Annotated in this window: 16 protein-coding genes, 3 tRNA genes, 4 rRNA genes, 1 other RNA gene and 1 other annotated feature (1 of these 25 only partly in view); of the genes, 5 read left to right on the top strand and 19 right to left on the bottom strand. The window is 45.4% G+C overall.

All coding sequences use genetic code 11. The features are described from left to right. From ACQVGT_RS20580 to tadA, 8 genes are all read right to left on the bottom strand, one after another. Positions 1 to 1,506: ribosomal RNA gene (locus ACQVGT_RS20580) — 16S ribosomal RNA — on the bottom strand; it reaches 44 nt to the left of the window's first position. 244 nt (positions 1,507 to 1,750) lie between these two features. Next, complete coding sequence (bofA, locus tag ACQVGT_RS20585) at positions 1,751 to 2,014, bottom strand: sigma-K factor-processing regulator BofA (protein WP_015382553.1); 264 nt, start codon at positions 2,012 to 2,014, stop codon at positions 1,751 to 1,753. 66 nt (positions 2,015 to 2,080) lie between these two features. Then, positions 2,081 to 2,305: a YaaL family protein gene (locus tag ACQVGT_RS20590; protein ID WP_003242387.1), complete on the bottom strand. Its 225-nt coding sequence runs from the start codon at positions 2,303 to 2,305 to the stop codon at positions 2,081 to 2,083. A 17-nt stretch (positions 2,306 to 2,322) separates the two neighbouring features. Further along, entirely contained in the window at positions 2,323 to 2,919 is a 597-nt protein-coding gene (gene recR, locus ACQVGT_RS20595; RefSeq protein WP_003225425.1) for a recombination protein RecR, read from the bottom strand. A 14-nt stretch (positions 2,920 to 2,933) separates the two neighbouring features. Next, positions 2,934 to 3,257, bottom strand: a complete 324-nt coding sequence (locus tag ACQVGT_RS20600) for a YbaB/EbfC family nucleoid-associated protein (protein ID WP_003225427.1) — start codon at positions 3,255 to 3,257, stop codon at positions 2,934 to 2,936. Between the two features lie 23 nt (positions 3,258 to 3,280). Beyond that, on the bottom strand, positions 3,281 to 4,972 hold the full coding sequence (gene dnaX, locus ACQVGT_RS20605; protein ID WP_015482685.1) for a DNA polymerase III subunit gamma/tau: 1,692 nt from the start codon (positions 4,970 to 4,972) through the stop codon (positions 3,281 to 3,283). A 129-nt stretch (positions 4,973 to 5,101) separates the two neighbouring features. Further along, positions 5,102 to 5,366, bottom strand: an RNA gene (gene ffs / locus ACQVGT_RS20610) — signal recognition particle sRNA large type. 82 nt (positions 5,367 to 5,448) lie between these two features. Next, entirely contained in the window at positions 5,449 to 5,934 is a 486-nt protein-coding gene (tadA, locus tag ACQVGT_RS20615) for a tRNA adenosine(34) deaminase TadA (protein WP_015482684.1), read from the bottom strand. Positions 5,935 to 6,019: 85 nt separating this feature from the next. Here tadA and ACQVGT_RS20620 point away from each other — a divergent pair, with 85 nt between their 5' ends. From ACQVGT_RS20620 to dck, 4 genes are all read left to right on the top strand, one after another. Beyond that, positions 6,020 to 6,565: a cysteine hydrolase family protein gene (locus ACQVGT_RS20620; protein ID WP_003226786.1), complete on the top strand. Its 546-nt coding sequence runs from the start codon at positions 6,020 to 6,022 to the stop codon at positions 6,563 to 6,565. A gap of 69 nt (positions 6,566 to 6,634) precedes the next feature. Continuing rightward, positions 6,635 to 7,918: a LysM peptidoglycan-binding domain-containing protein gene (locus ACQVGT_RS20625; protein ID WP_015382548.1), complete on the top strand. Its 1,284-nt coding sequence runs from the start codon at positions 6,635 to 6,637 to the stop codon at positions 7,916 to 7,918. Between the two features lie 98 nt (positions 7,919 to 8,016). After that, entirely contained in the window at positions 8,017 to 8,640 is a 624-nt protein-coding gene (dgk, locus tag ACQVGT_RS20630; protein ID WP_003226790.1) for a deoxyguanosine kinase, read from the top strand. Next, positions 8,637 to 9,290, top strand: a complete 654-nt coding sequence (gene dck, locus ACQVGT_RS20635) for a deoxyadenosine/deoxycytidine kinase (protein ID WP_015382547.1) — start codon at positions 8,637 to 8,639, stop codon at positions 9,288 to 9,290. The genes dgk and dck overlap by 4 nt, the downstream gene beginning before the upstream one ends. A gap of 111 nt (positions 9,291 to 9,401) precedes the next feature. Here dck and ACQVGT_RS20640 read toward each other — a convergent pair. From ACQVGT_RS20640 to guaB, 6 genes are all read right to left on the bottom strand, one after another. Next, positions 9,402 to 9,494, bottom strand: a tRNA-Ser gene (locus ACQVGT_RS20640). Between the two features lie 134 nt (positions 9,495 to 9,628). Beyond that, entirely contained in the window at positions 9,629 to 10,906 is a 1,278-nt protein-coding gene (gene serS / locus ACQVGT_RS20645; protein ID WP_003247131.1) for a serine--tRNA ligase, read from the bottom strand. 56 nt (positions 10,907 to 10,962) lie between these two features. Further along, positions 10,963 to 11,175, bottom strand: a binding site (T-box leader). Between the two features lie 52 nt (positions 11,176 to 11,227). Beyond that, positions 11,228 to 11,818 (bottom strand): pyridoxal 5'-phosphate synthase glutaminase subunit PdxT, encoded by a 591-nt coding sequence (gene pdxT, locus ACQVGT_RS20650; protein WP_015382545.1) that lies wholly within the window; start codon positions 11,816 to 11,818, stop codon positions 11,228 to 11,230. 21 nt (positions 11,819 to 11,839) lie between these two features. After that, positions 11,840 to 12,724 (bottom strand): pyridoxal 5'-phosphate synthase lyase subunit PdxS, encoded by an 885-nt coding sequence (gene pdxS / locus ACQVGT_RS20655; RefSeq protein ID WP_003247145.1) that lies wholly within the window; start codon positions 12,722 to 12,724, stop codon positions 11,840 to 11,842. Between the two features lie 196 nt (positions 12,725 to 12,920). Then, positions 12,921 to 14,252 carry a D-alanyl-D-alanine carboxypeptidase gene (gene dacA / locus ACQVGT_RS20660; RefSeq protein WP_015482683.1) on the bottom strand — a complete coding sequence of 444 codons (1,332 nt, stop codon included), beginning with the start codon at positions 14,250 to 14,252 and terminating at the stop codon, positions 12,921 to 12,923. A 152-nt stretch (positions 14,253 to 14,404) separates the two neighbouring features. Next, positions 14,405 to 15,871, bottom strand: a complete 1,467-nt coding sequence (gene guaB / locus ACQVGT_RS20665; RefSeq protein WP_003226803.1) for an IMP dehydrogenase — start codon at positions 15,869 to 15,871, stop codon at positions 14,405 to 14,407. 120 nt (positions 15,872 to 15,991) lie between these two features. Between guaB and ACQVGT_RS20670 the strand changes: the two genes are divergently transcribed. Beyond that, complete coding sequence (locus ACQVGT_RS20670) at positions 15,992 to 16,939, top strand: YaaC family protein (RefSeq protein ID WP_015382542.1); 948 nt, start codon at positions 15,992 to 15,994, stop codon at positions 16,937 to 16,939. A 39-nt stretch (positions 16,940 to 16,978) separates the two neighbouring features. On the opposite strand, the gene rrf is transcribed toward ACQVGT_RS20670, so the two are convergent. The 5 genes from rrf to ACQVGT_RS20695 all read right to left on the bottom strand — a co-directional run bounded on the left by rrf (position 16,979) and on the right by ACQVGT_RS20695 (position 21,973). Further along, a 5S ribosomal RNA gene (gene rrf / locus ACQVGT_RS20675) occupies positions 16,979 to 17,094 on the bottom strand. Positions 17,095 to 17,148: 54 nt separating this feature from the next. Beyond that, a 23S ribosomal RNA gene (locus tag ACQVGT_RS20680) occupies positions 17,149 to 20,076 on the bottom strand. Positions 20,077 to 20,157: 81 nt separating this feature from the next. Further along, positions 20,158 to 20,233: transfer RNA gene (locus ACQVGT_RS20685), tRNA-Ala, on the bottom strand. A gap of 11 nt (positions 20,234 to 20,244) precedes the next feature. Beyond that, positions 20,245 to 20,321: transfer RNA gene (locus ACQVGT_RS20690), tRNA-Ile, on the bottom strand. A 102-nt stretch (positions 20,322 to 20,423) separates the two neighbouring features. Continuing rightward, a 16S ribosomal RNA gene (locus ACQVGT_RS20695) occupies positions 20,424 to 21,973 on the bottom strand. Together the 16S, 23S and 5S rRNA genes with 2 tRNA genes alongside form the textbook arrangement of a ribosomal RNA operon. Positions 21,974 to 22,058 lie beyond the last annotated feature (85 nt).

Below are 22,058 nucleotides of genomic sequence, written 5' to 3' on the forward strand. Positions count from 1 at the left end.
ACGACTTCACCCCAATCATCTGTCCCACCTTCGGCGGCTGGCTCCTAAAAGGTTACCTCACCGACTTCGGGTGTTACAAACTCTCGTGGTGTGACGGGCGGTGTGTACAAGGCCCGGGAACGTATTCACCGCGGCATGCTGATCCGCGATTACTAGCGATTCCAGCTTCACGCAGTCGAGTTGCAGACTGCGATCCGAACTGAGAACAGATTTGTGGGATTGGCTTAACCTCGCGGTTTCGCTGCCCTTTGTTCTGTCCATTGTAGCACGTGTGTAGCCCAGGTCATAAGGGGCATGATGATTTGACGTCATCCCCACCTTCCTCCGGTTTGTCACCGGCAGTCACCTTAGAGTGCCCAACTGAATGCTGGCAACTAAGATCAAGGGTTGCGCTCGTTGCGGGACTTAACCCAACATCTCACGACACGAGCTGACGACAACCATGCACCACCTGTCACTCTGCCCCCGAAGGGGACGTCCTATCTCTAGGATTGTCAGAGGATGTCAAGACCTGGTAAGGTTCTTCGCGTTGCTTCGAATTAAACCACATGCTCCACCGCTTGTGCGGGCCCCCGTCAATTCCTTTGAGTTTCAGTCTTGCGACCGTACTCCCCAGGCGGAGTGCTTAATGCGTTAGCTGCAGCACTAAGGGGCGGAAACCCCCTAACACTTAGCACTCATCGTTTACGGCGTGGACTACCAGGGTATCTAATCCTGTTCGCTCCCCACGCTTTCGCTCCTCAGCGTCAGTTACAGACCAGAGAGTCGCCTTCGCCACTGGTGTTCCTCCACATCTCTACGCATTTCACCGCTACACGTGGAATTCCACTCTCCTCTTCTGCACTCAAGTTCCCCAGTTTCCAATGACCCTCCCCGGTTGAGCCGGGGGCTTTCACATCAGACTTAAGAAACCGCCTGCGAGCCCTTTACGCCCAATAATTCCGGACAACGCTTGCCACCTACGTATTACCGCGGCTGCTGGCACGTAGTTAGCCGTGGCTTTCTGGTTAGGTACCGTCAAGGTACCGCCCTATTTGAACGGTACTTGTTCTTCCCTAACAACAGAGCTTTACGATCCGAAAACCTTCATCACTCACGCGGCGTTGCTCCGTCAGACTTTCGTCCATTGCGGAAGATTCCCTACTGCTGCCTCCCGTAGGAGTCTGGGCCGTGTCTCAGTCCCAGTGTGGCCGATCACCCTCTCAGGTCGGCTACGCATCGTTGCCTTGGTGAGCCGTTACCTCACCAACTAGCTAATGCGCCGCGGGTCCATCTGTAAGTGGTAGCCAAAGCCACCTTTTATGTTTGAACCATGCGGTTCAAACAACCATCCGGTATTAGCCCCGGTTTCCCGGAGTTATCCCAGTCTTACAGGCAGGTTACCCACGTGTTACTCACCCGTCCGCCGCTAACATCAGGGAGCAAGCTCCCATCTGTCCGCTCGACTTGCATGTATTAGGCACGCCGCCAGCGTTCGTCCTGAGCCAGGATCAAACTCTCCGATAAAGTAGTTTGACTGACTACGCACATCGCTGTGCGATTTATAAAAATGAATTAACAGGTACGTTTTGTCTTGTTTAGTTTTCAAAGAACTTTGTTTACCGCTCGTTTAAGCGACTTTATTATCATAACATTTACCGCCGCTACTGTCAACAACTTTTTAACATTTTCTTTTCGAAAAAGCTGTTCGTCATCAGCGACGTATATTAGAATAACACCTTCAATTATCTAAGTCAATACATAATATCAATTAAATGATAAATTGCTTAATAACGACTAACGCAGCTATTCCGGGTACCCCTAAAATTCCGCTGATAGCTGTTGTAACCAGATTAATCGGCACATGAATGCCAAGACTGCCGCCAAACATATTTACACAAACCAGCAGCAAAGCACCTGCCACAAATTTAACAGCTGTGATGCCCATCCACTTTAAAGGCTTTGCAGCTGAACCTGATAAAAAAAGAAGAATAACCAGTCCTAAAATAATCCCAATAATAAAAATAGGCTCCATGAATCTTCTCATCTCCTTCGCTTGTTCTAGTACAAGCTTATGAGAAGATCCAGGAGTTTAGACCACTTACTTCCACCGGCTGATTTTTAAATTTCGCTGCTTCGCTTCCCTTAAGTAAAAAAAATACTTCGCTTCAGCTACTTTCAGTTCGTATAACACTTCAGCAGACGGTTCTAAGCTTTTTTCAACCAGCTTTTTTTGCCTGTTCCACTCTTCCTTTTGCTTAAAAAGCTGCTCGGTTAGTTTTTCATCAAACTCTCTTCTTAATGTTTTCTTGCGAAGAAAACCCATGGATCGCTTTTTCCTCCTTACAATTCACGTCTTCCTTCAAGTGCTTTAGAAAGAGTGACCTCGTCAGCATATTCCAAGTCACCGCCGACGGGCAGTCCGTGGGCAATACGGGAGAGCTTAATACCAGACGGCTTGAGGAGCCTAGATATATACATCGCCGTTGCTTCCCCTTCTATATTAGGGTTTGTCGCGAGAATCACTTCTGTCACTTGATCATCCTGTAATCGTTTTAACAATTCTGGTATTTTAATATCCTCCGGTCCGATGCCGTCCATTGGAGAAATAGCGCCGTGAAGAACGTGATACTGTCCGTTGTATTCCTTCATTTTCTCCATAGCGATAACATCCTTAGGGTCTTGCACAACACAGATAACAGACTTATCCCTGCGCGTATCTTCACATATATAGCAAGGGTCCTGGTCTGTAATATGCCCGCAAACTGAACAATATGTCAGGTTGCGTTTCGCATTTACTAATGCTTTCGCAAAATCTAATACTACATCTTCTTTCATACCTAGAACAAAAAAAGCCAGACGAACCGCTGTTTTCGGTCCGATCCCTGGCAATTTCATAAAGCTGTCAATCAGCTTTGATATTGGTTCAGGATATTGCATGTTCTTTTATCCCCCTAGAATAAACCTGGCATGTTCATTCCCTTTGTAAATTGACCCATTGTTTCGTTTGTGATTTCGTCAACTTTTTTCAAAGCTTCATTCGTTGCAGCAAGCACTAAATCTTGAAGCATATCAATATCTTCAGGATCAACGACTTCTTCTTTGATGATAACATCCAGGATTTCTTTTTGGCCGTTTGCTTTTACTGTTACCATACCGCCGCCTGCAGTTCCTTCAACAACCTTTTCTGCAAGCTCTTCTTGAGCCTTCGCCATGTCCTTTTGCATTTTTTGCATTTGTTTCATCATTTTTTGCATATTACCCATTCCGCCACGCATAGCATTCACTCTCTTTCATTTTGTTAGTCTTTTATTTCAATTAGATCCGCTCCAACAAGCTTTTTCGCTTCGGCAATAAGCGGGTCTTCTTCAGCCGGTTCATTTGATCCTTCATTTTCCTGCTGATGATCTTCTAAAAATTCTTCTCTTATTTTACCCCATTGTGCTTCTGGAACGCCAATCAAATCCATTCTTTTTCCGAGCATCGATTCTAAAATCTGCTCAAGATTAGTCCGGACTCCGTTGTTATCCTCAGCGACCATTTTACAATGAATTTCATATTTGAATTTCAGAACAAATGCCGCCGATCCGGCAGCCACAGGTTCACTGTCATTCAGCAAAGCGGCATGTGATACTTTGTTTTGCTGTTTGAGATGAGCAAGAAGCTTGCCCCAACTGTTTCTGAGCAGATCAAGATCCGGTCTTGTGGCTTCCTTCAAAATCTCATGAATTCTGCCTACTGGCGCTTTGTAATTGGATTTCCCGCCCTTTGGCACACGCGGCGCTTCTTTTTTCGGGCTTTCCGCAGCTGCTTTTATGCCCGTTGTTTTGAGCCGCTCTACTTCCTGTTCGAGCTGCTGGATTTTTTTCATCAGCATATCCACTTCCGGGAGATCAGCAGCAGATTGATGTGAGGTTTGGCAAATCTTCACAACGGCCACTTCGAAAAAGATACGCGGATGATTTGTCCATTTCATTTCCTGATGGCTCTTGTTCAGAATTTCAATCATTTCATATAGGGCCTGAGCCGGAATTTGTTCACTTAGTTCCCGGAACGTTTCATCGACTTTTACTTTCTCAAGCACTCCCTCTAAGCCAGGGGCTGTCTTGTACAGCAGCATGTCCCTGAAATAGAAAATCATATCTTCTATCAGCTTAGCTGGATCTTTTCCTTGCTGAAGCAATTCATTTAATGTTTCCAGTGCGTCAGAAACGTTTTTATCATGCAGGGATTGTGCAAGCTTCCCGATATATAATTGAGAAACAGCACCCGTAATTAAAAGCGCATCTTCGACTTTCAGGATATCGCCGCTGAATGATATGGCCTGATCAAGAAGGCTCAGGGCATCCCTCATCCCTCCGTCTGCAGCACTCGCAATGATTTCCAGCGATCCTTCCTCCACTTGCAGCTGTTCAGCATCAACAATTTTATTCATGCGGCCTACAATCGCTTGGGAGGTAATTCGTTTAAAGTCAAAACGCTGACATCTAGAGATAATGGTTAAAGGAATTTTGTGCGGTTCAGTTGTTGCTAATATGAAAATACAATGCTCAGGCGGCTCTTCTAATGTTTTTAGTAATGCATTAAAAGCGCCGATAGAAAGCATATGCACCTCATCTATGATATATACCTTATATGTGACGGCCGATGGGGCAAACTTCACTTTATCGCGAATGTCACGAATCTCATCAACACCGTTATTAGAAGCGGCGTCAATTTCTATGACATCGGATATTGACCCGTTTGTTATCCCTTTACAGGCCGCACATTCGTTGCATGGCTCATCAACAGGAGCATGTTCACAGTTGACAGCCTTAGCAAATATTTTGGCTGCACTGGTTTTTCCGGTTCCTCTAGGCCCGGAAAACAGATAGGCGTGAGAAAACTTTTTTTGCAAAAGGGCATTTTGCAGCGTTTTTGTAATGTGTTCTTGTCCGACCACATCTTCAAAGCGCTGAGGCCTGAATACTCGATATAAAGCTTGGTAACTCACGGGTTTGCCCTCCTCCGTTATTCATCATTCCCATTATACATGAACCTTGTTTCGATTCCAAAAGCTCTTTTTACATAACAAAAAACTCACCTAATGTTAGGTGAGTCTGAAAATTTGATGATTGATTTACCGTGCACCTTCTGTCGATTCGCTACCCTAAGCGTTACTTAAGCAGTTAGCTCGGCCCAGGCAACCCTGCGGCACATGAGAGGTTTCACTTAATGCTGCTTCCTTCCGGACCTGACATGGTTCATGAATTCCCATTGCGCAGGACCCAAACGTCAACACCACTTACTTAAGGCAGGCCTTAAAGTAAACGAACCTCGAGAAGGGATTCGGCCCTGCTAGAGCGGATTGCAGGTACAGGGCACCGCTACCTCCCCGCTTAGCACGGCAAAATAAATATCAAATTTTATGTTGCATCTATTACGATGCACACTTAAGTATATCTGTTTCCCCTAAAAATTGCAACCGTACTATTCAGACAAGTTTTTCCTGGCGGCTTTCTTCTTTTTTCTTAGTTCTCTGAAAAACGCACTGAGCATACCGCCGCATTCTTCTTCAAGCACACCGCTCACCACTTCAGCCTGATGATTAAAGCGATCCTCCTGAAGAAGGTTCATTAGCGTGCCTGAACAGCCGCCTTTCGGATCAAATGCGCCAAAAACCACTTTTTCCACTCGAGAAAGTACGACTGCACCAGCACACATTGGACAAGGCTCAAGCGTCACATAAAGAGTCGCACCTTCCAGCCGCCATGTTCCCAGTGCCTTACACGCTTCATCAATCACGAGCATTTCTGCATGGGCAATAGATCGCTGCTCAGTCTCTCTTAAATTATGTGCACGCGCTATAATTTCATCATTAACGACAAGCACCGCACCTATCGGCACTTCACCTTTCTCTTCAGCCTTTTTCGCTTCTTTAATTGCTTCTTTCATATAAAGTTCATCTTGTGTCATAAGGATAAGCTCTCTTTTCAAAGTTTTTTCATTGCCTAAAAAGGCTACATATTAACTATAACTGAAACGGAAAGGAGACTGTCGATTGTCCAAAGCAGATACAGCCCTTCTCATTGTAGACATGATCAATAATTTTGAATTCGATATGGGAGAAACCCTCGCTAAAAAAACAGAAAAAATCGTTCCTCATATTTTATCATTAAAGGAGCACGCGAGACAAAATGAATGGCCGATTATTTACATCAATGATCATTATGGACTTTGGCAAGCTGACATTAAAAACATTCAGCAAGAATGCACAAATGAAAGAAGCAAGGATATCATCACAAAGATAGCTCCGGAAGATGCTGATTATTTTTTAATCAAACCAAAACATTCCGCTTTCTACGAAACTGCACTTCACACCCTTCTTACTGAGTTGCAGGTGAGACATATTATCTTAACAGGTATAGCCGGCAATATATGTGTGCTGTTTACTGCTAATGACGCTTATATGAGGGAATACAGCATCACGATTCCTAAGGACTGTATCGCGTCAAACAGTGACGAAGATAACGAATTCGCCTTAACTATGATGGAGAATGTTCTTTTCGCAGAAATTACGACGGAAGAACAAATTACAGAAAAATAAACATGATCAGCGCTTTTCTTTCATACATTGATAGCGATATGAAAGGAGGCGTTTTTCATTCAAATTTATGTGGTAAAACAAGGCGACACTCTTTCTGCTATCGCTTCACAATACAGAACAACCGTAAGTGAGATCACTGAATCGAATGAAATACCGAATCCCGACAGCCTTGTTGTCGGACAAACCATTGTCATTCCAATAGCTGGCCAGTTCTATGATGTGAAGCGAGGTGATACCCTGACATCCATCGCCCGGCAGTTCAATACAACAGCAGCCGAGCTCGCAAGGGTTAACCGCATCCAGTTAAATACCGTGCTTCAGATTGGTTTCCGTTTATACATCCCACCAGCTCCTAAACGAGACATCGAATCAAATGCTTATTTGGAGCCCCGAGGAAATCAAGTCAGCGAAAATCTCCAGCAGGCGGCCAGAGAAGCGTCACCCTACTTAACGTACCTTGGCGCATTCAGCTTCCAGGCACAGCGTAACGGAACCTTAGTCGCACCGCCTTTAACGAATTTAAGGAGCATTACAGAGAATCAAAACACGGCATTGATGATGATTATAACGAACCTAGAAAACCAGGCATTCAGCGATGAACTCGGCCGGATCCTTTTGAACGACGATACTGTAAAAAGAAGACTTTTAAATGAAATAGTCGAGAATGCAAAAAGATATGGTTTCTATGATATTCATTTTGACTTTGAATATTTGCGGCCTGAGGATAGAGAAGCCTATAACCAATTTCTCCGCGAAGCAAGGGATCTTTTCCATCGAGAAGGCTTAGAAATTTCTACGGCGCTTGCCCCAAAAACAAGCGCAACACAGCAGGGCAGATGGTACGAAGCCCATGATTACAGAGCCCATGGCCAAATCGTCGACTTTGTTGTTCTCATGACATATGAATGGGGCTATAGCGGCGGGCCGGCTCAAGCTGTTTCTCCAATCGGGCCTGTTCGGGATGTCATAGAATATGCTTTGACTGAAATGCCTGCGAATAAAATTGTCATGGGCCAGAATTTATATGGGTATGACTGGACACTGCCATACACAGCTGGCGGAACTCCGGCAAGAGCAATAAGCCCTCAACAAGCCATTGTCATTGCCGATCAAAACAATGCAGAAATTCAGTATGACCAAACCGCTCAGGCCCCTTTCTTCCGCTATACTGATGCAGAAAACAGAAGACACGAGGTATGGTTCGAGGATGCCCGCTCGATTCAAGCAAAATTCAATCTGATTAAAGAGCTGAATTTAAGAGGCATCAGCTATTGGAAGCTGGGTCTTTCCTTTCCGCAAAACTGGCTGCTGCTGTCTGATCAATTTAATGTTGTCAAAAAGACGTTTCGATAATTTGGAAACGTCTTTTTTTCATGGGGGCACCCAAGGGTTGTGATACAATATGAAGGTCGGTAACTGACGCACGTTTTTCAGATATAAGGAGGATTCCGATGAATACAGCCCCTTTTATTGCAATAGAAGGTCCTATCGGGGCAGGAAAAACAACTCTCGCAACGATGCTCTCACAAGAATTCGGATTCCCTATGATCAATGAGATTGTAGAGGATAACCCGTACCTTGATAAGTTTTATGACAATATAGAGGAATGGAGCTTCCAGCTCGAGATGTTTTTTCTTTGTCACAGATACAAACAGCTTGAAGACACCAGTGATCACTTTTTAAAAAAGGGACAGCCTGTAATAGCTGATTATCATATTTATAAAAATGTGATTTTTGCGGAACGCACCTTGTCTCCACATCAGCTGGAAAAATACAAAAAGATATATCACCTGCTAACGGATGATCTGCCAAAGCCGAATTTCATCATTTACATAAAGGCCAGTCTGCCTACGTTGCTACACCGCATTGAAAAACGCGGGCGCCCCTTTGAGAAAAAAATTGAAACTAGCTATTTGGAGCAGCTGATTTCAGATTATGAAGTCGCCATCAAGCAGCTGCAGGAAGCAGACCCTGAACTTACAGTGTTAACCGTAGATGGTGATTCAAAGGATTTCGTTTTGAATAAGAGCGACTTTGAACGCATTGCCGCCCATGTAAAGGAGCTTATCGTATGAAGGAACATCATATCCCTAAGAATTCAATTATTACAGTAGCAGGAACAGTAGGTGTCGGAAAATCGACTTTAACAAAAACTTTAGCCAAACGGCTTGGATTTAAAACATCTTTGGAGGAAGTCGATCATAATCCATACTTGGAAAAGTTCTATCATGATTTTGAACGTTGGAGCTTTCACCTTCAAATTTATTTCTTAGCTGAACGCTTCAAAGAACAGAAAACAATTTTTGAAGCCGGCGGAGGTTTTGTACAGGATCGTTCGATTTATGAAGATACAGGAATTTTCGCAAAAATGCATGCTGACAAAGGGACAATGTCAAAGGTTGATTATAAGACTTACACAAGCCTTTTCGAAGCAATGGTAATGACACCGTATTTCCCACACCCAGATGTGTTGATCTATTTAGAAGGAGATCTGGAGAACATTTTAAACCGGATTGAACAACGCGGCCGTGAGATGGAGCTTCAGACAAGCAGGTCTTATTGGGAAGAAATGCATGCACGCTACGAGAACTGGATAAGCGGTTTTAATGCCTGCCCTGTTTTAAAACTTCGCATTGAAGATTATGATCTGCTGAACGATGAAAACTCGATTGAAAATATTGTAGATCAAATTGCTTCAGTTATTCATGATAATCAAAAAAAGTGAATCTCAGTCGAGATTCACTTTTTCTTTTAAATAAAAAATCCGCCGCACCGAATGCAACGGACAAAACAATCTCCAATATATGCTTGTGTTTCATTAGAATTAAAATCAATATGGCGGAGGAAGAGGGATTCGAACCCCCGCGGGCTTTGACACCCCTGTCGGTTTTCAAGACCGATCCCTTCAGCCGGACTTGGGTATTCCTCCGTATCGACAAGACTTACTATATCACGTATGTTCTTGTGTGGTCAAGCATTTTTAAAAACTTTTTTTGTTTTTATGAAAATGCCGTGTTTACATAAGCAAAAAGGCGCACCTTGTCAGGCACGCCTTTCCATAATTTACGGTTTCATTACTTCTCTATTCCCCATATAAGGACGAAGCACTTTCGGAATCACAACGCTTCCGTCTTCCTGCTGATAATTTTCTAATATAGCGGCAACTGTTCTTCCAACCGCCAGTCCTGAACCGTTCAGTGTGTGTACGTGCTCAGGCTTGCCTTTCGCTTCACGTCTGAAACGAATATTCGCACGTCTCGCCTGGAACGCTTCGAAGTTGCTGCAAGAAGAAATTTCTCGATATGTGTCTTGGCTCGGAATCCAAACTTCGATATCGTATTTTTTCGCAGCCGTAAAGCCTAAGTCACCCGTACACATGCTCATGACACGGTATGGAAGCTCAAGCAACTGAAGAACCCGTTCTGCTTGGTTTGTAAGCTTCTCTAATTCTTCATAAGAATCTTCAGGCTTCACAAACTTTACAAGCTCAACTTTATTAAATTGGTGCTGACGAATTAATCCGCGTGTGTCACGTCCTGCTGAACCAGCTTCAGAACGGAAGCAAGCACTGAATGCCGCATAGTTGATCGGCAGGCTGTCACCTGAAAGGATTTCATCGCGATGCATGTTTGTAATCGGCACTTCCGCCGTTGGAATTAAGAAATAATCTTCTTCCCTGATTTTAAATGCATCCTCTTCAAATTTAGGAAGCTGCCCCGTTCCCGTCATGCTTGCGCGGTTTACCATATATGGCGGGATCACTTCAGTGTAGTTATACTCATCCACATGCAGATCAAGCATAAAGTTATAAAGCGCACGCTCCAGACGAGCACCTAAGCCTTTATAGAACACGAAACGGCTTCCTGTTACTTTGGCAGCACGTTCAAAATCCAGAATACCCAGCTCATCCGCAATATCCCAGTGCGGCTTCGGCTCATAAGCAAATGAAGGCTTTTCACCCCATTTACGCACTTCTACGTTGTCGTCTTCTGTTTCACCGACAGGTACAGACTCATGCGGAATATTCGGGATTGAGAGAAGGATTGTATCAAGCTCAGCTTCCACTGTCCGTAATTCTTCATCAAGCTTTTTAATTTCCTCGCCGACTTCACGCATTTCTTTAATAATGTGATCCGCGTCTTTTTTCTCACGCTTCAGCACAGCAACCTGCTGAGAAACTTCATTTCGTTTTCCTTTTAACTCTTCAACCTTGCCGATAAGCTCTCTTCGTCTATCATCCAGCGCCTCAAACTTATCAAAATCAGTTAAGTCTTCGCCTTTGTGTACAAGCTTTGCTTTAATTTCTTGAAAATTTGCTCTCAGCATTTTCGTATCAAGCATGCGAAACACTCCTTTTTTTATTGATTTGTCGAAAATAAAAAGAGCCCTCATCCCCATAAAGGGACGAGAGCTCTCGCGTTGCCACCCTGATTGAAAACAAATCAAAGACTCGTTTTCCACTTTCAAACATAACGGTTATCCCGTAAATGCCTACTTGTTTCAGCATTTCGCTCAAGGATGGATTCAGACAGCATCTTTCACCGATTCGCACCAACCATCGGCTCTCTTAGAAAGAGAGGCTCCCTACTAGTTCCTATCAACGCTTTTCGATCTTTATTTGTGCTTATAATGTACTATAAGTTTCCACAGCTTTCAACTGTTTTATACAAGTGCCTTCTGCTTATATTCCTCAACCATTTCAACAAACAGCTGTGTCACTCGGTGATCTTCTGTCAGCTCCGGATGGAATGAGCAGCCAAGGAATTGCCCCTGTTTCGCGGCTACAATACGACCATTATGCTCCGATAAAACTTCAACATTTTCACCAGCTTCTAAAATATGCGGCGCACGGATGAATACCCCTGTAAAAGGCTCGTCCAAGCCTTTAATTGTTAAATCAGCTTCAAAGCTGTCAACCTGCCGGCCAAATGAATTACGTTCTACAACCACATTCAGAAGACCTAAATGAGGATTATCTGAACCGGCAATTTCTTTTGCTAATATAATTAATCCGGCACATGTTCCAAACATCGGTTTGCCCTGAGCAGCGAATTCACGAAGCGGCTCCATGAATTGATACGTATCGATCAAACGGCGCATCGTCGTGCTCTCACCGCCCGGCAAAATCAACCCGTCAACTTCGTTCAGCTGCCCCGGACGTTTTACGACAAGACCAGCCGCGCCGCATGCTTCAATCGCATGGATGTGCTCTCTAACTGCTCCTTGAAGTCCTAGTACACCTATTGTTAACATGTCAGCAGCGCTCCTATGTTCTTACCAGCCGCGTTCTTGCATACGCTGTTCTGGAAGTAAGTTTGAGATTTCAATCCCTTTCATTGCAGTACCAAGCTCTTTTGACAGCTCAGCGATCAATTTGTAATCAGTAAAGTGAGTTGTTGCTTCCACAATTGCTTTCGCAAATTTAGCAGGGTTGTCTGATTTGAAAATACCAGAACCAACAAATACTCCGTCAGCACCGAGCTGCATCATGAGAGCAGCATCAGCTGGAGTTGCTACGCCGCCAGCGGCAAAGTTAACGACAGGAAGCTTGCCGTCTTTTTTAATTTGAAGAAGAAGCTCGTAAGGAGCACCTAGATTTTTCGCTTCTGTCATTAGTTCATCCTCACTCATCGCAACTACTTTGCGCACTTGAGCGTTAACTTTGCGCATATGGCGAACAGCCTCAACAATATTACCTGTTCCAGGCTCACCTTTTGTGCGAAGCATAGAAGCACCTTCCGCAATACGGCGTGTTGCTTCACCAAGATCACGGCAGCCACAGACAAAAGGAACTGTGTATTCATTTTTATTTAAATGAAATTCTTCGTCAGCCGGCGTCAGAACTTCACTTTCATCAATATAGTCAACACCCATAGCTTCAAGCACACGCGCTTCAACAATATGTCCGATACGCGCTTTTGCCATTACCGGGATAGATACTGCATTCATTACTTCTTCCACGATTGTAGGGTCAGCCATACGGGCAACTCCTCCAGCCGCGCGAATATCTGCTGGCACACGTTCTAGCGCCATTACAGCGACAGCTCCAGCTTCTTCAGCGATTTTCGCTTGTTCCGCATTGATGACGTCCATGATGACGCCGCCTTTTTGCATTTCTGCCATTCCGCGTTTTACACGTTCAGTACCTGTTTGAGCCATTTCTTGGTCCCCCTAATCAAGGTATAGTTATATGATTTCTAATCCTTATTGTATCCTAGAAATCCAATAATTCATATGGATATATACTATTTTATTCGGTTTTTAGCGCTTTGAAAATCATTTTTTATTAAAAATTGAGTTTTTTCAGTATATTACGCGAAAGAGCCCTAACATCCATCAGAGCTCTTTCAATTGATTAAAACCAGCCGGTTACCGTATCAACAATGCTTCCCCAAATTCCGGCAAAAAATCCGCCGATACTGCGCATTGTCAAAACAAACCAGTTTGCTTTTTCTACATTTTCTTTTGTAACAAGGTCTACGCCAGCCAGATCGCTGTTAAGGAATCCGTAATCCTTTTCATCACCTGTGTATTCCGCAGTCAGCTTCCCAACCTTGGTTCCTTTTTTCACAGGAGCAGTTAAGTTGTCTTTATTCAGTGTGACCTTCGCTTTGTAATTCTTTTCTTCACCATTTTTGACAGGAAGAGAGAACGCCTTGTTTGTCACAATGCCTACTTCTTTCTCTTTACCCTTATCAACTGAAATTGTTTTATGGCCTTTTACTTGATCGCCTTCAGCATAAATTTCTTTCATGGAGAAATTGTCGAAAGCATAATCAAACATTTTTTTCGTTTCATCGAAACGGCCTGTATGAAGGTTGCCCTTTGCGTTTAAAACAACAGTGATGACACGCATACCGTTGCGTTCAGCTGTTCCTGTAAAGCATGAACCCGCAGAGTCAGTAGAACCTGTTTTCAGTCCGTCTACAGTCGCTTTTTTATACTCGCTGACAAGCCCCTTCAGCATAAAATTCCAGTTCGGCATGTCCATTTCATCATCGGTGCCTTCTCGGAATTTCGTTTTGGCGATACTGGAAGTCTCCAGTATCTCAGGGTAGTCAGTAATCAAGTGATCCGCAAGAATTGCCATATCCTTTGCAGAAACTTCACTTTCTTCATTTACGCTTGTCCCCTCAGGCTGATGGCCGTGAAGATCTTTGTTTTCAAGACCTGTTGCGTTAACAAATTTGTAATCTGTTAAGCCTAGTTCTTTTGCTTTTGCATTCATTTTTTCAACAAACTTAGTTTCAGAACCGGCAACGATTTCTGCAATCGCTATAGCAGCAGCATTTGCAGAATAAATTGCTGTAGCTTGATATAATTCTTTTACTGTGTATTTCCCGTCTTTCCGAAGAGGAACGTTTGATAAGCTGTTATCTTGGGAAATTTCATACACATAGTCATCAGGCGTATAGGTTTGGTCCCATTTCACTTTACCTTGATCAATTGCTTCCAATAACAGATACTCTGTCATCATTTTTGTCATACTCGCAATTGGCAGTCTCTTATCTGCATTTTTACTGTAAAGAATTTTACCTGAAGAAGCTTCGATCATAATAGCAGCAGATGCATTGATATCAATTGGATCGCTGGCTGCTTTTGCTTTTGACATTGGAGCCAGACACGTGACAGCTAGAGTTAACACAACCAATGACATCAGTAGCTGTTTACATTTCTTGATGTTCAATCGTACGACCTCCGTATTTCATTTTCTTCATCTATAATTAAGCCGTTAAGGACATTTTCAATGCACAACAGTATAAATTTTATCATAATCAGTATAAAAAAAATAGACAGAGTCAGAGACCCTGTCAAATGTTTTTAATTTGTAACAATTTATTATGAAATTGTATAGTTAGGTGATTCTTTTGTAATCTGTACGTCATGCGGATGGCTTTCGCGAAGTCCTGCGCCAGTCATGCGAATGAACTGAGCTTCTTCTCTTAGCGCACGCAGATCTTTGGACCCGCAATACCCCATACCAGAACGAAGGCCTCCGACTAGCTGATAAACGGTTTCTTCAACTGGTCCTTTGTAAGGTGTGCGTCCTTCAATTCCTTCTGGAACAAATTTTTTGTTTTCTTCTTGGAAGTAACGGTCTTTACTTCCTTTTTCCATTGCAGCAACTGATCCCATGCCGCGGTATACCTTAAATCTTCTGCCTTGGTAGATTTCAGTTTCACCAGGGCTTTCTGAGGTGCCTGCAAGCAAGCTTCCGAGCATAACAGCATGTCCGCCGGCTGCCAATGCTTTAGTGATATCGCCAGAGAATTTAATCCCACCGTCGGCTATGATTGTTTTGCCGTGTTTTCTTGCTTCAGTCGCACAATCATAAATTGCTGTAATTTGTGGAACACCGACGCCGGCTACAACACGTGTAGTACAAATTGAACCAGGCCCTATTCCAACTTTGACAACGTCTGCTCCAGCTTCGATAAGCGCTCTTGTCGCTTCAGCTGTTGCTACGTTCCCAGCAATAATGTTTAATTCTGGATACGTTTCACGGATTTTTGTGACTGTGTTTAAAACGCCTTGAGAGTGTCCGTGAGCTGTATCGATAACAATCACATCAACGTTGGCTTCAACAAGCTTTTTGACGCGAGTCATTGTATCGCCAGTTACACCAACTGCCGCGCCAACGATCAGGCGGCCGTGAATGTCTTTAGATGAGTTCGGAAACTCAATGACTTTTTCAATGTCTTTAATTGTGATAAGACCTTTTAATTTATTCTGGTCATCTACGAGAGGAAGCTTTTCAATTTTATGTTTCTGCAAAATCTTTTCAGCTTCATCCAGAGTAGTTCCTACAGATGCAGTAACTAGCTCTTCTTTCGTCATGACATCGCTGATTTTCATTGAGTAGTCAGAAATAAAACGAAGGTCACGGTTTGTAATAATTCCAACAAGCTTCTGGTCTTCTTCGTTATTTACAATCGGAACACCGGAAATTCTGTATTTCCCCATCAAATGCTCCGCATCAAATACTTGGTGATCAGGAGTTAAAAAGAAGGGATTTGTGATAACGCCGCGCTCAGAACGCTTTACTTTATCAACTTGTTCAGCCTGCTGTTCAATGGACATATTTTTGTGAATGATGCCCAAGCCGCCCTGTCTTGCCATTGCAATTGCCATTGCTGATTCTGTTACTGTGTCCATACCTGCGCTGATGACAGGAATATTTAGCTTTAACGTTTTTGTAAGTTCTACAGATAAATCCACATCACGCGGAAGTACCTCAGACTTTGCTGGCACAAGCAGCACATCGTCGAACGTTAAGCCTTCTTTTGAAAATTTACTTTCCCACATTAGTAAATCCCCCTCTTTTCGGCAAAATATTATATGTAGATTATCAACTAGCCAAGAGCATGTCAAGGAAGCGGGAAAGAGTTGAAATATTTAGATAACGGAAAGGATTAAGAAATATACATGGCATATCATGAGTGGAAAGACTTAGCGCTATTTTACTCCGTCGAATCAACCCAGAAATTTCTAGAAAAGGTTTATACCTTAAACGGTATTGACGATGCGAAAAAAAACTCTTTTAAAAACAGTGAACGGTTTATTTATTTCTTAAAGCATGCCGAATCGTTTTATAAACAAGCCGCATATTCTCCCTTAGAAATCAAACCGATTCTTTTATTTTATGGAATGGCACAGCTTATCAAAGCATGCTTAATTACACGTGATCCTCATTATCCAAGCCATACATCAGTACTGGCACATGGTGTAACAACAAGAAAACGAAAGAAACAAAACTATTGTTTTAGCGATGATGAAGTGAAAATACAACGGAATGGCCTATGCGTACATTTTATGAAACATTTATTCGGACAATCGGATATAGTAGATGAACGGTATACCATGAAAAAATTATTAATGGCCATTCCAGAACTTAGCGATATTTTCTACTTTCAGCAGAAAGAACGATTTATGACAATAGTTGAGAAGGATAAGAACGAAATTTTTGTACCGGAGGAAGTAGTAATCAATTACAAAATGTCTGATTCAAGGTTTGCTGAATACATGTCCCATCATTATCAATGGTCTTTTACAAAAAAAAATGAACACGGGCTGCTGTTCGAAGTTTCGCCACAAGACAAGGAGCCATGGACATCGACCAGCTTATTGTTTGACATGGAAAAGAACCAATATTATATCCCTTCTCAAAGGGAGCAATTTCTTCGGCTTCCCGAAATGACAATTCATTATTTGATTTTGTACAACGTTGGGATGATTGCAAGGTATGAAACAGAATGGTGGTATGAGTTATTAACACAGCATATAAGTGATGACTACGTGTTAATTCAGCAGTTTTTATTAGTAACAGAAAAGAAATTCCCTAAATACGCTTCACAGTTTCTTCTTCATTTTTAACAAACAAAAAACCCAGCTCAATGAGCTGGGTTTAAGCTTGCTTGGCGGCGTCCTACTCTCACAGGGGGAAACCCCCGACTACCATCGGCGCTGAAGAGCTTAACTTCCGTGTTCGGTATGGGAACGGGTGTGACCTCTTCGCTATCGCCACCAAACAAATTGAGAGTGTTCTCTCAAAACTAGATAACAGGTGTGACATCATTCAAAATGTGGTTAAGTCCTCGATCGATTAGTATCTGTCAGCTCCATGTGTCGCCACACTTCCACCTCAGACCTATCAACCTGATCATCTTTCAGGGATCTTACTTCCTTGCGGAATGGGAAATCTCATCTTGAGGGGGGCTTCATGCTTAGATGCTTTCAGCACTTATCCCGTCCGCACATAGCTACCCAGCGATGCCCTTGGCAGAACAACTGGTACACCAGCGGTGCGTCCATCCCGGTCCTCTCGTACTAAGGACAGCTCCTCTCAAATTTCCTGCGCCCGCGACGGATAGGGACCGAACTGTCTCACGACGTTCTGAACCCAGCTCGCGTACCGCTTTAATGGGCGAACAGCCCAACCCTTGGGACCGACTACAGCCCCAGGATGCGATGAGCCGACATCGAGGTGCCAAACCTCCCCGTCGATGTGGACTCTTGGGGGAGATAAGCCTGTTATCCCCGGGGTAGCTTTTATCCGTTGAGCGATGGCCCTTCCATGCGGAACCACCGGATCACTAAGCCCGACTTTCGTCCCTGCTCGACTTGTAGGTCTCGCAGTCAAGCTCCCTTGTGCCTTTACACTCTGCGAATGATTTCCAACCATTCTGAGGGAACCTTTGGGCGCCTCCGTTACCTTTTAGGAGGCGACCGCCCCAGTCAAACTGCCCACCTGACACTGTCTCCCCGCCCGATAAGGGCGGCGGGTTAGAAGGTCAATACAGCCAGGGTAGTATCCCACCGATGCCTCCACCGAAGCTGGCGCTCCGGTTTCCAAGGCTCCTACCTATCCTGTACAAGCTGTACCAACATTCAATATCAGGCTGCAGTAAAGCTCCACGGGGTCTTTCCGTCCTGTCGCGGGTAACCTGCATCTTCACAGGTACTATAATTTCACCGAGTCTCTCGTTGAGACAGTGCCCAGATCGTTGCGCCTTTCGTGCGGGTCGGAACTTACCCGACAAGGAATTTCGCTACCTTAGGACCGTTATAGTTACGGCCGCCGTTTACTGGGGCTTCAATTCGCACCTTCGCTTACGCTAAGCGCTCCTCTTAACCTTCCAGCACCGGGCAGGCGTCAGCCCCTATACTTCGCCTTACGGCTTCGCAGAGACCTGTGTTTTTGCTAAACAGTCGCCTGGGCCTATTCACTGCGGCTCTCTCGGGCTTGCACCCTAACAGAGCACCCCTTCTCCCGAAGTTACGGGGTCATTTTGCCGAGTTCCTTAACGAGAGTTCTCTCGATCACCTTAGGATTCTCTCCTCGCCTACCTGTGTCGGTTTGCGGTACGGGCACCTCTCACCTCGCTAGAGGCTTTTCTTGGCAGTGTGGAATCAGGAACTTCGCTACTATATTTCGCTCGCCATCACAGCTCAGCCTTATGGAAAACGGATTTGCCTATTTCCCAGCCTAACTGCTTGGACGCGGATATCCAATACCGCGCTTACCCTATCCTCCTGCGTCCCCCCATTGCTCAAATGGTGAGGAGGTGGTACAGGAATATCAACCTGTTGTCCATCGCCTACGCCTTTCGGCCTCGGCTTAGGTCCCGACTAACCCTGAGCGGACGAGCCTTCCTCAGGAAACCTTAGGCATTCGGTGGAGGGGATTCTCACCCCTCTTTCGCTACTCATACCGGCATTCTCACTTCTAAGCGCTCCACCAGTCCTTCCGGTCTGGCTTCACAGCCCTTAGAACGCTCTCCTACCACTGTTCGAAGAACAGTCCGCAGCTTCGGTGATACGTTTAGCCCCGGTACATTTTCGGCGCAGAGTCACTCGACCAGTGAGCTATTACGCACTCTTTAAATGGTGGCTGCTTCTAAGCCAACATCCTGGTTGTCTAAGCAACTCCACATCCTTTTCCACTTAACGTATACTTTGGGACCTTAGCTGGCGGTCTGGGCTGTTTCCCTTTCGACTACGGATCTTATCACTCGCAGTCTGACTCCCAAGGATAAGTCATTGGCATTCGGAGTTTGACTGAATTCGGTAACCCGGTAGGGGCCCCTAGTCCAATCAGTGCTCTACCTCCAAGACTCTTACCTTGAGGCTAGCCCTAAAGCTATTTCGGAGAGAACCAGCTATCTCCAGGTTCGATTGGCATTTCACCCCTACCCACACCTCATCCCCGCACTTTTCAACGTGCGTGGGTTCGGGCCTCCATTCAGTGTTACCTGAACTTCACCCTGGACATGGGTAGATCACCTGGTTTCGGGTCTACGACCACGTACTCATGCGCCCTATTCAGACTCGCTTTCGCTGCGGCTCCGCATCTTCTGCTTAACCTTGCACGGGATCGTAACTCGCCGGTTCATTCTACAAAAGGCACGCCATCACCCGTTAACGGGCTCTGACTACTTGTAGGCACACGGTTTCAGGATCTCTTTCACTCCCCTTCCGGGGTGCTTTTCACCTTTCCCTCACGGTACTGGTTCACTATCGGTCACTAGGGAGTATTTAGCCTTGGGAGATGGTCCTCCCGGATTCCGACGGAATTTCACGTGTTCCGCCGTACTCAGGATCCACTCAGGAGAGAACGAAGTTTTGACTACAGGGCTGTTACCTCCTATGGCGGGCCTTTCCAGACCTCTTCATCTACCTCGTTCTTTTGTAACTCCGTACAGAGTGTCCTACAACCCCAAGAGGCAAGCCTCTTGGTTTGGGCTAATCCCGTTTCGCTCGCCGCTACTCAGGGAATCGCATTTGCTTTCTCTTCCTCCGGGTACTTAGATGTTTCAGTTCCCCGGGTCTGCCTTCTCATATCCTATGAATTCAGATATGGATACCACTCCATTACGAGTGGTGGGTTTCCCCATTCGGAAATCTCCGGATCAAAGCTTGCTTACAGCTCCCCGAAGCATATCGGTGTTCGTCCCGTCCTTCATCGGCTCCTAGTGCCAAGGCATCCACCGTGCGCCCTTTCTAACTTAACCGTTAAAAAGAATCACTATGTGATATCTTGTATTACTAATTGAATGTGATGTCTACTGTTATCTAGTTTTCAAAGAACACGTTGGTGGAGCCTAGCGGGATCGAACCGCTGACCTCCTGCGTGCAAAGCAGGCGCTCTCCCAGCTGAGCTAAGGCCCCGTTATATAAGATGGTGGGCCTGAGTGGACTCGAACCACCGACCTCACGCTTATCAGGCGTGCGCTCTAACCAGCTGAGCTACAGGCCCATCTTAACTTATTCAAGGAACAAAGTTCCTTCAAAACTAAACAAGACAGGGAACGTTCTGTTTATAAGACCCAAGGTCTTATATTCCGTATAATATCCTTAGAAAGGAGGTGATCCAGCCGCACCTTCCGATACGGCTACCTTGTTACGACTTCACCCCAATCATCTGTCCCACCTTCGGCGGCTGGCTCCTAAAAGGTTACCTCACCGACTTCGGGTGTTACAAACTCTCGTGGTGTGACGGGCGGTGTGTACAAGGCCCGGGAACGTATTCACCGCGGCATGCTGATCCGCGATTACTAGCGATTCCAGCTTCACGCAGTCGAGTTGCAGACTGCGATCCGAACTGAGAACAGATTTGTGGGATTGGCTTAACCTCGCGGTTTCGCTGCCCTTTGTTCTGTCCATTGTAGCACGTGTGTAGCCCAGGTCATAAGGGGCATGATGATTTGACGTCATCCCCACCTTCCTCCGGTTTGTCACCGGCAGTCACCTTAGAGTGCCCAACTGAATGCTGGCAACTAAGATCAAGGGTTGCGCTCGTTGCGGGACTTAACCCAACATCTCACGACACGAGCTGACGACAACCATGCACCACCTGTCACTCTGCCCCCGAAGGGGACGTCCTATCTCTAGGATTGTCAGAGGATGTCAAGACCTGGTAAGGTTCTTCGCGTTGCTTCGAATTAAACCACATGCTCCACCGCTTGTGCGGGCCCCCGTCAATTCCTTTGAGTTTCAGTCTTGCGACCGTACTCCCCAGGCGGAGTGCTTAATGCGTTAGCTGCAGCACTAAGGGGCGGAAACCCCCTAACACTTAGCACTCATCGTTTACGGCGTGGACTACCAGGGTATCTAATCCTGTTCGCTCCCCACGCTTTCGCTCCTCAGCGTCAGTTACAGACCAGAGAGTCGCCTTCGCCACTGGTGTTCCTCCACATCTCTACGCATTTCACCGCTACACGTGGAATTCCACTCTCCTCTTCTGCACTCAAGTTCCCCAGTTTCCAATGACCCTCCCCGGTTGAGCCGGGGGCTTTCACATCAGACTTAAGAAACCGCCTGCGAGCCCTTTACGCCCAATAATTCCGGACAACGCTTGCCACCTACGTATTACCGCGGCTGCTGGCACGTAGTTAGCCGTGGCTTTCTGGTTAGGTACCGTCAAGGTACCGCCCTATTCGAACGGTACTTGTTCTTCCCTAACAACAGAGCTTTACGATCCGAAAACCTTCATCACTCACGCGGCGTTGCTCCGTCAGACTTTCGTCCATTGCGGAAGATTCCCTACTGCTGCCTCCCGTAGGAGTCTGGGCCGTGTCTCAGTCCCAGTGTGGCCGATCACCCTCTCAGGTCGGCTACGCATCGTCGCCTTGGTGAGCCGTTACCTCACCAACTAGCTAATGCGCCGCGGGTCCATCTGTAAGTGGTAGCCGAAGCCACCTTTTATGTTTGAACCATGCGGTTCAAACAACCATCCGGTATTAGCCCCGGTTTCCCGGAGTTATCCCAGTCTTACAGGCAGGTTACCCACGTGTTACTCACCCGTCCGCCGCTAACATCAGGGAGCAAGCTCCCATCTGTCCGCTCGACTTGCATGTATTAGGCACGCCGCCAGCGTTCGTCCTGAGCCAGGATCAAACTCTCCGATAAAGTAGTTTGACTGACTACGCACATCGCTGTGCGATTTATAAAAAATGAATTAACAGGTACGTTTTGTCTTGTTTAGTTTTCAAAG

The sequence above is a fragment of the Bacillus sp. SCT118 genome, assembly GCF_058566435.1.